The organism is Armatimonadota bacterium (assembly GCA_025059775.1).
GTDB lineage: Bacteria > Sysuimicrobiota > Sysuimicrobiia > Sysuimicrobiales > Sysuimicrobiaceae > Sysuimicrobium.
On record JANXCW010000003.1, the window covers coordinates 226,731 to 239,203 of the forward strand.

General features: G+C 69.1%; 14 protein-coding genes and 1 pseudogene. All 15 read left to right on the forward strand.

Going from position 1 to position 12,473, the window contains the following annotated elements:
* Positions 1–2: 2 nt before the first annotated feature.
* Positions 3–473: a tRNA (adenosine(37)-N6)-threonylcarbamoyltransferase complex ATPase subunit type 1 TsaE gene (gene tsaE / locus N0A24_03820; GenBank protein MCS7172525.1), complete on the forward strand. Its 471-nt coding sequence runs from the start codon at positions 3–5 to the stop codon at positions 471–473.
* Between the two features lie 2 nt (positions 474–475).
* Entirely contained in the window at positions 476–1,189 is a 714-nt protein-coding gene (gene tsaB, locus N0A24_03825; GenBank protein ID MCS7172526.1) for a tRNA (adenosine(37)-N6)-threonylcarbamoyltransferase complex dimerization subunit type 1 TsaB, read from the forward strand.
* Positions 1,186–1,713 carry a ribosomal protein S18-alanine N-acetyltransferase gene (gene rimI, locus N0A24_03830; GenBank protein MCS7172527.1) on the forward strand — a complete coding sequence of 176 codons (528 nt, stop codon included), beginning with the start codon at positions 1,186–1,188 and terminating at the stop codon, positions 1,711–1,713. The genes tsaB and rimI overlap by 4 nt, the downstream gene beginning before the upstream one ends.
* Positions 1,713–2,723 carry a tRNA (adenosine(37)-N6)-threonylcarbamoyltransferase complex transferase subunit TsaD gene (tsaD, locus tag N0A24_03835; GenBank protein ID MCS7172528.1) on the forward strand — a complete coding sequence of 337 codons (1,011 nt, stop codon included), beginning with the start codon at positions 1,713–1,715 and terminating at the stop codon, positions 2,721–2,723. The genes rimI and tsaD overlap by 1 nt, the downstream gene beginning before the upstream one ends.
* A 105-nt stretch (positions 2,724–2,828) precedes the next feature.
* Complete coding sequence (gene groES / locus N0A24_03840) at positions 2,829–3,140, forward strand: co-chaperone GroES (protein MCS7172529.1); 312 nt, start codon at positions 2,829–2,831, stop codon at positions 3,138–3,140.
* Between the two features lie 14 nt (positions 3,141–3,154).
* Entirely contained in the window at positions 3,155–4,759 is a 1,605-nt protein-coding gene (groL, locus tag N0A24_03845) for a chaperonin GroEL (protein MCS7172530.1), read from the forward strand.
* Between the two features lie 136 nt (positions 4,760–4,895).
* The gene (locus tag N0A24_03850; GenBank protein ID MCS7172531.1) at positions 4,896–5,282 is read left to right on the forward strand and encodes a hypothetical protein; all 387 of its coding nucleotides are present in this window, start codon (positions 4,896–4,898) and stop codon (positions 5,280–5,282) included.
* A 32-nt stretch (positions 5,283–5,314) separates the two neighbouring features.
* Positions 5,315–5,413: pseudogene (locus N0A24_03855) on the forward strand (prepilin-type N-terminal cleavage/methylation domain-containing protein).
* 421 nt (positions 5,414–5,834) lie between these two features.
* A complete protein-coding gene (locus N0A24_03860) occupies positions 5,835–6,230 on the forward strand; it encodes a prepilin-type N-terminal cleavage/methylation domain-containing protein (protein ID MCS7172532.1) in 396 nt (131 codons plus the stop codon).
* 99 nt (positions 6,231–6,329) lie between these two features.
* Positions 6,330–7,859 carry a glycosyltransferase family 39 protein gene (locus N0A24_03865; protein MCS7172533.1) on the forward strand — a complete coding sequence of 510 codons (1,530 nt, stop codon included), beginning with the start codon at positions 6,330–6,332 and terminating at the stop codon, positions 7,857–7,859.
* A complete protein-coding gene (locus tag N0A24_03870; protein MCS7172534.1) occupies positions 7,856–9,397 on the forward strand; it encodes a glycosyltransferase family 39 protein in 1,542 nt (513 codons plus the stop codon). The genes N0A24_03865 and N0A24_03870 overlap by 4 nt, the downstream gene beginning before the upstream one ends.
* A 53-nt stretch (positions 9,398–9,450) precedes the next feature.
* Positions 9,451–10,986 carry a molybdopterin-dependent oxidoreductase gene (locus tag N0A24_03875; protein MCS7172535.1) on the forward strand — a complete coding sequence of 512 codons (1,536 nt, stop codon included), beginning with the start codon at positions 9,451–9,453 and terminating at the stop codon, positions 10,984–10,986.
* Positions 10,987–11,039: 53 nt separating this feature from the next.
* Positions 11,040–11,405, forward strand: coding sequence for a transcriptional repressor (locus N0A24_03880; protein MCS7172536.1), 366 nt, complete (start codon positions 11,040–11,042; stop codon positions 11,403–11,405).
* Positions 11,396–11,788, forward strand: coding sequence for a metal-dependent transcriptional regulator (locus tag N0A24_03885; GenBank protein MCS7172537.1), 393 nt, complete (start codon positions 11,396–11,398; stop codon positions 11,786–11,788). Before N0A24_03880 ends, N0A24_03885 begins: the two co-directional genes overlap by 10 nt.
* 31 nt (positions 11,789–11,819) lie before the next feature.
* A complete protein-coding gene (locus N0A24_03890; GenBank protein ID MCS7172538.1) occupies positions 11,820–12,431 on the forward strand; it encodes a DUF981 domain-containing protein in 612 nt (203 codons plus the stop codon).
* The last annotated feature ends 42 nt before the right edge of the window (positions 12,432–12,473 follow it).

A 12,473-nucleotide genomic window follows, 5' to 3' on the forward strand; every position in this document is an offset into this window, starting at 1 on the left:
CCATGCAGCGGACGACCCGCAGCGCGGAGGAAACCCGGCAGCTGGGCCGCCGACTGGGCGCGGCGCTGCGACCGGGAGATGTGGTGGCCCTGGTGGGCGAGCTGGGCTCCGGCAAGACCACCCTGGTGCAGGGTGTGGCCCAGGCCCTGGAGGCCCGGGGTCGGGTGGCGAGCCCTTCCTTCCTCATCGTGCACGAGTACCGGGGCCGACTCCCCATCTACCACGTGGACCTGTTCCGGCTGCGCCCGGAGGAACTGGAGCCCCTTGGACTGGAGGAGCTGTTCGACGAGGGCGGAGTGGTGCTCGTGGAGTGGGCGGAGCGAGCAGAACACCTCCTCCCGCCGGATGCCCTGTGGATCCGCCTGGAGATCGCGGACGAGTCCACCCGGATCGTCCACCTCGAGCCCCGGGGCGTGCGCAGCCGCCGACTCGCGGAGGCCATGGTGGAAGCCACCTCCTCCACGAAGGGCTGACCGTGCTGGTGCTCGGGATCGAGACCGCCACCGAGACCGTCAGCGTAGCCCTGGTGGACGAGACCGGACTGCGGGCAGAACGCACGCGACGGGCCTGGCGGCGGGCCCTGGAATGGCTGGTGCCCGCTATCCAGGGGATGCTGCGTGATGCCGATCTCGCCCCGGAGGACGTAAGGGGCGTGGCGGTCTCCACGGGCCCTGGGTCCTTTACGGGCCTGCGAGTAGGGATCGCCACCGCGGTGGGATGGGCCCACGCCCGGGGGGTTCCCGCCTGCGGGGTCTCCACCCTGCACGCCCTGGCCGTGGGATGCTCACCAGCTCCCTTCGTGGTCCCCGTGCTGGATGCCAGGCGCGGGGAGATCTCCGCGGCGCTGTTCGTCCGGGAAGGGGAGAGCTACCGCGTCCTTATGGAGGAGCTCACGGCGACACCGGAAATCGTCCTCGGCCGGCTGCGGGAGTTCGGCGTGGAAGAGCTCACCTTCGTGGGAGACGGACTCCACCGTTACGGGCACCTTCTGCGGCAGGCCTTTCCCCGGGCGCACACGGCGCCCCGGGCCCTGTGGGGCCCGCGGGCGGCCGCCGTGGCCGAGCTGGGTCGGGAGCGGCTGCTGCGGACGGGGGGCGAACCGCTGCAGGCCATCCAGCCCCGGTATGGCCGGGCCGGCTCCTTCCGACCTCCCGTGTGGCTGGTGGCGCCGCGCGGAGCTGGGGAATGAAGACCCTTCTGCCCGTACGGATCGAGCGCATGCGGGAGCAGGACATCCCGAGGATCCTGCAGATCGAGCGGGCTTCCTTTCCTACCCCGTGGCCTCCGAATGCGTACCGCCGGGAGATCCGGGAGAACCGCACCGCGTACTACATCGTGGCCCGGGTAGGGGAGGAGGTGGTGGGCTATGCGGGGATGTGGATCATCCTGGAGGAGGCCCACATCACCACCATCGCCGTGGATCCCGCCTGGCGCGGCCGGAAGATCGGGGAGCGGCTGCTGGTGGCCCTCATCGAGGAGGCCCGCAACCGGGGGGCCAGGTGGGTCACCCTGGAGGTCCGGAAGTCCAACCGCATCGCCCAGAACCTGTACCGGAAGTACGGGTTCCGGGAGGTCCACGTACGGAAGGGCTACTACACGGACAACGGCGAGGACGCCCTCATCATGTGGACCGGCAACATCCTAGAAGAGCCCTTCCGCTCCCGGCTAGAGGCCCTCAAAGCCCGGCTCGCGCAACAGATCCCTGAACCGTGATCGAAGGACCGGTTCTCGGCATCGAGACCTCGTGCGACGAGACCGCGGCCGCGGTGGTCCGGGACCGCACCATCCTCTCCAGCGTGGTGGCCTCCCAAGCGGACCTCCACGCCCGCTACGGGGGCGTGGTGCCCGAGTTGGCTTCCCGCCGGCACCTGGAGCGGTTGATTCCCGTGGTGGCAGAGGCACTCGAGCGGGCGGGGGTCCAGATCCGGGACCTCGCGGGAGTAGCCGTCACCTGCGGCCCGGGACTTGTGGGCGCCCTCGCGGTGGGGGTGGCTTATGCCAAAGCCCTGGCCTTCGCGGCAGGGCTTCCCCTCGCGGGCATAAACCACCTGGAAGGACACCTCTACGCCGCCTTCCTCGCCCACGGACCCGCTCTCCTGCCCGCCCTCGCCCTCATCGTCTCAGGGGCCCATACGGACCTCGTGTGGATCCCGGAGGAGGGCCGGTACGAACTCCTCGGAAGGACCCGGGACGACGCCGCGGGCGAGGCCTTCGACAAGGTGGCCCGGGCCCTGGGTCTGGGGTACCCCGGAGGGCCAGAGATCGACCGCCTGAGCCAGGAGGGGGATGCGGAGGCCGTGCCGCTACCCGTGCCCCTTGAGGCGGAACCGGGCTATGACTTCAGCTTCAGCGGGCTCAAGACCGCGGTGGTGCTGGCCCTGCGGAAGGTCCCGCCCCCGAACCCCGCGGACGTGGCCGCTTCCTTCCAGCGGGCCGCCACAGAGCACCTTGTCTCGCGTACCCTGCGGGCCGTCCGGGACCGCTCACCCGCCTCCGTGATCCTCACGGGCGGAGTGGCCGCCAACCGCCTCCTCCGGAGGCGGCTGAGGGAGGAAACACAGGCGCTCGGGATCCCCCTCCTCGTTCCGCCACCCGAGCTGTGCACGGACAACGCCGCCATGATCGCCTACGCGGGCCTGCGGCGCCTTCAGCGGGGCCAGCACGCCCCCTGGACCCTCGACGCCCACCCCGACCTCCCGTTGGAGGCTTTCCCACACCCTTGAAACCGGGACCCGAAGCGGGTAGTATGGGTACCGGACTTAGCACTCGAGGCTCTCGAGTGCTAACACCCCGATGGATTCCCAAAACCAGGAAAGGAGGGATGCGCCGTGAGGCTGAAGCCCCTGGGAGATCGGGTGGTGGTGAAGCCTCTGGAGGAGGAGGAGCGCACCAAGGGCGGCATCGTGCTGCCCGACGTGGCCAAGGAGAAGCCCCAGCACGGGGAGGTGGTGGCCGTGGGTCCCGGGGCCCTCACCGAGGACGGCAAGCGCCTTCCGATGGACGTGAAGGTGGGGGACCGAGTGCTCTTCGCGAAGTACGCGGGCACGGAAGTGAAGATCGAGGAGGAGGAGTACCTGATCCTCCGTCAGAGCGACATCCTGGCCATCGTCGAGCGCGAGCCGGCGGCGGCCAAGGCGTAGGGAGGTGAGGCGGGATGCCGGCGAAGGTGCTCCTGTACAACGAGGAGGCGCGTCGGGCCCTGGAGCGCGGGGTGAACAAGCTGGCGGATGCGGTGAAGATCACCCTGGGCCCCAAGGGCCGCAACGTGGTTCTGGAGAAGAAGTGGGGTTCCCCCACCATCACCCACGATGGGGTGACGGTGGCGAAGGAGATCGAGCTGGAAGACCCATTTGAGAACGCGGGAGCGCAGCTCGTGCGGGAGGTGGCGAGCAAGACCAACGACGTGGCGGGGGATGGCACCACCACCGCCGTAATCCTGGCCCAGGCCATCATCCACGAGGGCCTGAAGAACGTGGCCGCGGGCAGCAACCCCATGGCCCTCAAGCGGGGCATCGACCGGGCCGTGGAGGCGGCGGTGGAGCACATCCGCAAGATCAGCAAGCCCGTGGAGACCAAGGAGGCCATCGAGCAGGTGGCCACCATCTCCGCCAACGACCCCAGCATCGGCAAGATCATCGCGGATGCCATGGACAAGGTCGGCAAGGACGGCGTCATCACCGTGGAGGAGAGCAAGGGGATTGAGACCACGGTGGAGATCGTGGAGGGGATGCAGTTCGACAAGGGCTACATCTCCCCCTACTTCATCACCGACCCCGAGAAGATGGAGGCCGTGTTGGAGGAGCCCTTCCTCCTGATCACGGACCGCAAGGTCTCCTCCGTACGGGATCTTCTGCCCGTGCTGGAGCGGGTGGTGCAGACGGGCAAGCCGCTCCTGGTGATCGCGGAGGACGTGGAGGGCGAGGCCCTGGCCACCCTGGTGGTCAACAAGCTGCGGGGTACCCTCAGCGTCTGCGCGGTGAAGGCGCCCGCCTTCGGGGAGCGACGGAAGGCCATCCTGCAGGACATCGCCATCCTCACGGGCGGTACCGTCATCAGTGAGGAGCTCGGCCTCAAGCTGGAGAACGCAGACCTCTCGCAGCTGGGCCGGGCCAAGCAGGTGCGGGTCCGCAAGGAGGAGACCATCATCGTGGGCGGTGCGGGGGATCCCAAGGAGATCGAGAAGCGGATCCAGCAGATCCGCAAGCAGATCGAGGAGACGGACTCCGACTACGACCGGGAGAAGCTGCAGGAGCGGTTGGGAAAGCTGGTGGGCGGCGTGGCGGTGATCCGCATCGGCGCCGCCAGCGAGACGGAGATGAAGTACCGGAAGACCCGGGTGGAGGATGCGCTCTCTGCCACCCGCTCCGCGGTGGAGGAAGGGATCGTGCCCGGCGGCGGCGTGGCCCTGCTCCGCGCCCAGAAGGCCATCGAGGCGCTCCAGCTGGAGGGGGATGAGGCCGTGGGCGCCCAGATCGTGCGCAAGGCCCTGGAAGAGCCCCTCCGGCAGCTGGCGGTGAACGCGGGGCAGGAGGGCTCCATCATCGTGGAGAAGGTGCGCCAGCAGCAGGACCCCAACGTGGGCTACAACGTGCTCACCGGCCGGTTCGAGGACATGTTCCAGGCCGGGGTGGTGGATCCCGCGAAGGTGGTCCGCTCCGCCCTGCAGAACGCCGCCTCCATCGCGGGCCTGCTGCTCACCACCGAGGCCGTGGTGGTGGAGAAGAAGGAGGAAGAGGAGGAGAAGACACCGGGCGCCTAATCCGGCTCCGTGTCCGTGGGTCAAGGAGGGGGCGGGAAGATCCCGCCCCCTCCTTTTTGCGATTGAAGCCCATGGAGGTGTCTAACAAGCCGGAAAGTTGGGCATTGTATGGGTAGGGATGGAGGACGACCGCGGTATGACGAGAGGGCAAGGGCGGGCAAACCTGCTCCCAGATCCCTTTGCGGCGGTGGCCCTCCTGCTGCTTCTTGCGACCCTGGTGCTCCTGGGGATCCCGGAGTACTACACGGCCCGCCGCCGGGCCACCTACGGGGAGGCGGAGCAGGGGCTTGAACGGATGCGCCGGGTCGCCTGGGCCCACTACCTCCACCGGGGGACCTTCGACGGCCTCGTGCCCGCCACCCCTCCGCCCACCCGCCACTGGATCTTCAGCTACGGGGTGTGCCGGGACGGGGTGTGCCTGCTGCGGGCCCGGGGAAGGGAGGGAACCCCGGTGAGCGGGGCCACCGTGGTGGTGACCCTGCGGGCGAACGGAAGCACGGAGGTGGCCTCCTACGGGTTCTAGGTGGCACGGAGGTTGCTCTTGTGCAGGGCAGGATGGTGCGGCGAGAGGAGGGGTTCACGCTCGTGGAGCTGGTGATGGTGGTGGCCATCCTGGGGATCCTCCTGGCCCTGGCTCTGCCGAGCTACTACAACGCGCGGCGCAAGGCGTACTTCGCGGAGGCCGGGGAGAAGCTGCAGGAGATGCGCGAGGCCGCCTGGGCCCACTACCTCGCCCGGCAGACCTTCGACGGTTTTCCTGCTGACCCAGCCTCCCCCACCTCCTCCTGGACCTTTCTGTACGGGACCTGCGCGGCGGTGAAGTGCACCCTGCTCGCCAAGGGGAACCCGGGGACCCCCGTGGAGGGCGCCAGGGTGGTGGTGGTGCTCAGCGGGGACGGCACCAGCCAGGTCGCCTGGGAAGGGTTCTGAGGGGCCTCCTCAGGGGAGGCGCCTGAACCGGGCGGAGGCGGGCAATCGAAGGTCAGCAGGCGTTCTGGGAAAGGAGGTGGTGGCACGGAAGTTGCTCTGTTAGCGCTTCGGGAGGATCTCTAGACCAGACCGAGAGGAGGGAACTATGTTCGGACGTATCCGAAGGAAACTGAGGGAGGAGCGGGGGTTCACCCTGATTGAGCTCATCATGGTGATCGTGATCCTCGCCATCCTGCTGGCGCTGGCCCTGCCCAGTTACCTCAGCACCCGGCGGAAGGCGTACTACGCGGAGGCCGCGGAGAGGCTCCAGGAGTGGGCCACCGCGCAGTGGCTGCACTACGTGGAGAGGAATTCGTTCGCCGGAACTGCCGCGGTCCGGCTTCCGGAGGACACCGCCAACTGGTCATTCGGTGGCGGCAACTGTTCTGGAACGGGTCCCTGTGTCGCGAGCGCGGTGGGCCAGGGCCCGGTGGATGGAGCCACCATCACGTACACCATCCAGAGCACTGGGAGCCGGATCATCAGCTCCTCCGGCTTCTAGCCGCCGTAGCACCACCCTCCCCCGGCGGCGGCCGGCTACGAGCCGGCCGCCGCTTTTTGCCCAGGGTCTTTGGCAGGGGAGTTGCTAGAGGAGGGCGCGGTGCAGGCCAGGACCTTGGGACAGATTCAGGATCGGGAGGGCCTAGGAGCCCGTTTGCGCGGAACCGGGCGTCTTCTTGCCGCGGGAGGGATGGTGCTCGGGGGAGCACTCCTGCCTCTGGGCCAGCGCAGCCTCTCCTTCGACGAGCTCTTCGCGGCCCACGTGGCCTCCCTCCCTCTGGGAGAACTTCTCCGGTTCGTCTACCTCCACGACGCCCACCCGCCCCTCTACTACCTCCTCCTCAAGGCCTGGATCGTGGCGTTCGGTTCCGGGGAGCTTGCCCTCCGCACGCTCTCCGCCGTGGCAGGGCTTGTGGCGGTGGGGGCGGTGGCGCGGCTGGGATCCGAGGCCTCGCCTCTGGCGGGACAGGCTGCGGCCCTGTGGCTCCTCAGCTCTCCCCTCTTCCTGTACGCCTCGGTGGAGGCCACCCGGTACGCGCTGCTTACGGCCCTGTTCGCCCTGGCGGCCCTGGAGGTGCTCGGGAGCGTGCTCCAGCCACAGCGGGCTCCGTGGCGGCTTGCGGGGCTGCTGGCGGCCCTCCTCTACACCCACTACCTGAGCGGGTGGTTGTGCGTGGCCCTCTGCGGGTTTGCCTTCCGGCACGGCTCCCCGGCGGCCCGCAAGGTGTTTCTGGCCGCCGCTGGCATCAGTGGACTCACTTTCGCTCCCTGGCTCGCGGTACTGTGGCACCACCTCGCGGACGGCCGCCTCAACCCGCCCTGGCGCGGCCCCCTTCCCGCTACCCTGCCGCTCCAGATCCTGCACCTGGTGGGGTTCGGCGGACGGGTGCTGGGCACGGCCTCCCCGTACCTGCACCCCACCGCGGAGGGATGGGTCCAGCTCCTCCTGGCCCTGCCCGTGGGGGCGGCGGTGATCCTGGGAGCGGGCGCCCTCCGCCGGGCAGATCCCGGCTTGGCCGCCCTTGCCGCGTGGTGCGGGGGGGTGCCTGTCGCCGTCCTGCTGGGCGTTTCCCTGTGGACCCGCTCCCTGGTGGCGTATCCCAGGTACTTCGTCTTCACCTTGCCCTTCTTCGCCCTGGCCGTGGGGGCGGCCGCGGCGGAAGGAGCCCGGTGGCCATGGAGGCGGCGGGCCCTGGGGGTGGGAGCCCTGGCGGTCCTGCTCGGCCTCCGCTTTGCCTCCCTGGGGGAGTTCGCCGCCCACCCCACCGCGGGAACCGGGGATCGCAAAGCCCTGGGGGCGTATCTGCGGTCACACGTCCGAACCGCGGACGCGGTGGTGGTGTATCCCTCGTGGGAACGGCTCGGCCTTCTGTACTACGCCCCGGATCTCCGCTCGGAGGTGGTCCTGCTCGGTACCCGCCGCACGGTTCCAGGTCCGGATCGGGTAAAAAGGGAGATGCGGAGGCTGGCACACCGGGAACGGGTGTGGGTGGTGGAAGAACCCCCCATGCCCCCGGGGCTTTTTGCGGCCACGTACCGGCGGCTTGCGCGGACGCACCGGGTCCGGGAGTTCCGGGAGTTTGAGGGAGTGCGGGTGACGCTCTTCGTGCGCAGGGGAGGGAAGCCATGAATCTGGGGATACGGATGCCGGACGCGGAATCGCCCGCGCGGCCGTCACCCGGCCTCCGGCACAGGCGGTGGGAGCTCCTGGGGCTCGGGGCGGTGCTGTTCTTGGCCCTGAGCCTTCGGCTGGAGATGCTCCCCGTGCGCACCCTCTGGCACGACGAGGCCTTTAGCCTCAACGTGGCCCGGCGGCCCGTGGGCTACATCTGGGCGAATCTCCCCCGGGTGGATCCGCATCCGCCCGGGTATTACGTGATGCTGCGGCTGTGGACGCAGGTCTTCGGCGGGGATGTGCGAAGCGCCCGGGCCCTTTCCGTGGTGTGGGGGATGGCGGCGGTGGTGCTCACGTGGGGCTTTGCGCGGCGCCTTGCGGGGTCCGCATCCGCGGTCCTGGCCGCCTCCCTCGTGGCCCTCAACCCCTTCCAGATCTACAACGCGAACGAGATCCGCATGTATGCGCCCCTCACCGCGACCGCAGTCCTGGCTACGTGGATGCTCCATCGGGCGGACAACTGGGATCGACTCCGGGACTGGGTGGGGTACGGCGCGGGTGCCGCGTTTGTGCTCTATCTCAGCTACTACGCGGGACCCCTCCTGCTGGCCCACGGGGTGTGGATGGGGCTGCGGCGCCGGTGGCGGGGGCTGGGGCTGGGCGGGATCACGGGCCTTTTGCTGTACCTCCCGTGGATCCCGGCCCTGGGGCGGTCCCTCTTCGCAAACCCCATCCCCTACCGGGACCCCATGCGGCCCACGTACGTGCTGGAGCTCTTCGCCACCCACGCCTTCGGAGGGCACCTGCTGGGGACACCGGGATACCTGCGCTGGCCGGGCCTGGAGTGGAAGTACCAGCCCCTCCTGGTGTTCCCCTTCGCGGTGCTGGCGGCGGCCGGTATTGCGGAACTGTGGCGGCGGGACCGGGCAGGCGCAGGCCTCTTGGGCCTGTGCTGGGCCCTCCCCGTGGCCGTCTTCGTCCTGGCCTCCCTGGGGCTGGGGCGGGAAGCTGCCTACTTCTACCACCTCGCGCACCTCCAGCCCTTCGTGGCCGTGGCGGTGGGAGCGGGGATCGTGGGGCTCCAGGAGGTGGTGCGGCGGGCTTCGCCCTTCCTCGTGCGTGCGGTGGCTGCGACCGGGGTGCTGCTCTTCCTGTGGCCCGCGGTCGAGAACCTCCAGGGGAACCCCGTCTACCAGGGATTCCGGTACGACCTCGCGGCCCGCTACCTCCGGGCTCACTACCGGCCCACGGACGTGGTGATCTACTACATGGGCGGTGCACAGTCGGCCCTGCACCCCTACTTCGACCCGCCCGGCCCGGAACTCACCATCGACCCGGACGTGCGGCGGTGGAACCGGGAGGCGCTGCGCCGACACTTCCAGGAGGCCGCACGGTTGCTGCGGCCCGAGCACCGACGGGTCTGGCTCGTGCTGGTCGCTCCCGTGCCCCCGGGCTCCGTGGAGGACCTGGTGAAGGAGCTGGAATCCCACCGCTACCGCCGCGGCCCCCTCCGCGACTTCAACGGGGTCCGGGTAGGGCTGCTGGCCCGGTAGGTTCGCCTGAGGTGTTGCGCATGCGTTACCAGTCTGCGGTAGCCTAGGGGAAGATGCGCCGGCTGCTGTGGGGTGGGCTGTGGGGGTGGCTGGCCTTCGGGGCCCTGATGCTGGGTCCCCTCCCCGTGGGGCTTAGCCTGTGGCTCCGTCCCCTCTCAGAGGTGCGGCCGCCCGTGGAGGCGTTGGGCGAGCGGGTCTTCCGGGCGCTTTCCCCGGAGGCCTTCGCCCTGCTGGTGAACTTCCTGGAAGACGTGGGGCGGCGGTACCTCGGGGTGAGCCACCTCGCTAAGCATTTGGCGCTGTTGGGCGCCAACACCCTGGTGTTCCTCCTGAGTGCGTGGGGAGCGTGGATCTTCGACCGCCGGCCGGCGCGGAGGACCACCTTCTGGGGCCGGTGGCTTGTGACCGCCCTGCTCACGTGGCTCGCGTGGGCGGTGGTCCTGCTGCCTGCGGCGGGCGGCGGGTGGTTCGGTGCCGCGTTGGGGCCGCTGCCCAACGCGGCGGCCCTGCTGGCGGCCGGTAGCCTCCTGTACGGAGCCGCACTGGCGCTCCCCCGAGGGCAGGATCGACCCGCGCGGTCCGGGGGTCTCACAAGACGAGAGGTACTGGGCCGGGGGGCCCGGCTGGTGCTGGTCGTGCTCTGGGGTTCGACCCTCGCCGCGTGGGGGGAGCGGGCCTTCGCGTGGGCACGGTCGGTGTTCGACCGCATCCGGGGACTTCCGCCGGAGATCACGCCGAACCACGCGTTCTACACCGTGAGCAAGAACTTCTTCGACCCCCAGGTGGATCCCCGGCGGTGGCGACTGGAGATCACCGGACTCGTGGAAACCCCCCTGCGGCTCTCCCTGGAGGATCTCAAGCGGCTGCCCTCCTTCAGCCGGCCCCACACCTTTGCGTGCATCAGCAACCCGGTGGGGGGAGACCTCATCGGCAACGCCGTCTGGAGGGGAGTGCGGTTCCGGGACCTCCTCGCGCGGGCCAGACCCAAGCCCCGGGCCCGCAAGGTGGTGTTCCGGTGCGCAGACGGCTACCACACCGCCTTACCGCTCTCAGACCTCCTGGACCCCGACGCCTTCCTCGCCTACGAGATGAACGGGGAGGTTCTTCCCAATCCTCATGGGTTTCCCCTCCGGGCCGTGATCCCGGGCCTGTATGGCATGAAGAACCCCAAGTGGATCACCCGGATCGAACTCACGGACGAGGACCACCTGGGCTACTGGGAGTCCCAGGGCTGGAGCGACGAGGCGGTGGTGAAGACCACCTCCAAGTTCACCACGCCCCGGGATGGCGCGGTGGTGCCTGCGGGCCAGGTCTGGGTAGGAGGGGTGGCGTACGCGGGCGACCGTGGGATCCGGGCGGTGGAGGTGAGCTTCGACGGGGGGAGAACCTGGCAAGGTGCCGCGCTCAAACCTCCCCTCGGGCGGCACACTTGGGTGCTGTGGGCCCTTCGGTGGGACGCACGGCCAGGACGGTACACCCTGGCGGTGCGTGCGTGGGATGGCCGTGGTTTCCCTCAGGATCCTACCCCCAGACCTCCCCTCCCCGAGGGTGCCAGTGGCTACCACATCATCCGGGTCACGGTCCGATAACCCCTGGACAACTCCTCAGTTTCGCCAGATAATGAGAATGATTCCTGTTCTTAATGAGGCTGACACGGCAACGGAAAGCCATCCTGGAGGCTCTTCGGGCGACCCGGTCGCATCCCACCGCGGAGGAGATCCTCCTCCGGGTGCGCACGGATCTGCCGAGCACGAGCCTCGCCTCCGTCTACCGGAACCTCCGGGTGCTCAAGGAGGAGGGGCTGGTCCGCGAGATCGTGACGGGAGGGCACCGGCGGTACGACGGGGTTCTTACGGACCACGTCCACTTCATCTGCGAGCGTTGCCACCGGGTGTACGACCTGGAGGACGAGGTGTGGCTCTCCCGGATCAGGACCTGGCTTCCGGAGGGGTTTTCCGTTTCCGGGGTGCATCTGGAGTTGAGGGGAAGGTGTCCGGAATGTGGGTGACGAGCCGTCGGATCGAGGAGTACCTGCGCGCTCTCCTCCACCTCCAGGCCCGGGGAGGAAAGGTTTCCCTCACCGCCCTGGCCCGCCAGATGGGGGTTTCACCCCCCACGGCCCACGAGATGGTTCGCCGGCTGGAGCACATGGGATTGGTGACGTACTCGCGGCGGGAAGGGATCCGGCTCACCCCGGAGGGGAGCCGCCGGGCCTTCGGAAAGGAACGGCGGTACCGCCTTTCCCAGCGGTTCCTGCGGGACGTGCTGGGGATGGAGGCGGAGGTGGCAGCCCGGGAGGCCGTGCGGTTCGAGCGGGGGCTTTCTCCCACCGTGGAGCAGCAGATCATCCGGCTGTTCGCGCACGCTCGGGCTCCGCAGACGGAGGGGTAAGATGGAGTAAAATGGAGCGTGAGGGGGGGTGATGTCCGTGAGGCAGGCGGTGAGCTCGCACAACCCTCTTGTTCTGATCCTCGCCTTGGTCACCGCCGCGGGGGTCGCGGGGGCTGTGTACCTGTACTACGTGGCCACCGGAAAGGAGACCGCGGAGCTCCGCAGATCCTTCGGAGCTCTGTTCTTCGCCCTCGGGCTGTTCTCCCTGGGTGGCTTCGTGCAGCTCATCTGGTCGGACTGGGCAGGATTTCCGGCCGGCCACTACTCCGAACTGTTCGGCACGAGCACCGGCCTATTCTCCCTGATGCTCATCATGGCCGGGTTTTACCTGTACACGGGGCTTGACCTCCGGATGCTGGCGTGGCCCGCGGCGCTGGTGGGGCTGTTCCTGCTCCAGGGGGCCCGCGCGGTGCTAGACTTCAACCTGACCCGCAGCCCGTCCGTCACCTTCGTCCTGTGGCTCTCTGCGGGGCTGGCGAGCGTGGGCATGCTGCCCTATACATACAGCCAGGCGGGGGCCCGGCGGAACCTGGCGTACTTGGGCATGGTGGTGCTCGTCGTGATGGCGCTGGCCGCCCTGTTCACGGGGATGCAGGCCTTCTACGGCCATATCGCGGAGGTGGTGCGCCAGCAGACCCGCTGAGCCCGTTCGAAGCCGGATGGTGGCCTGTGGGCGGCGCTTTTC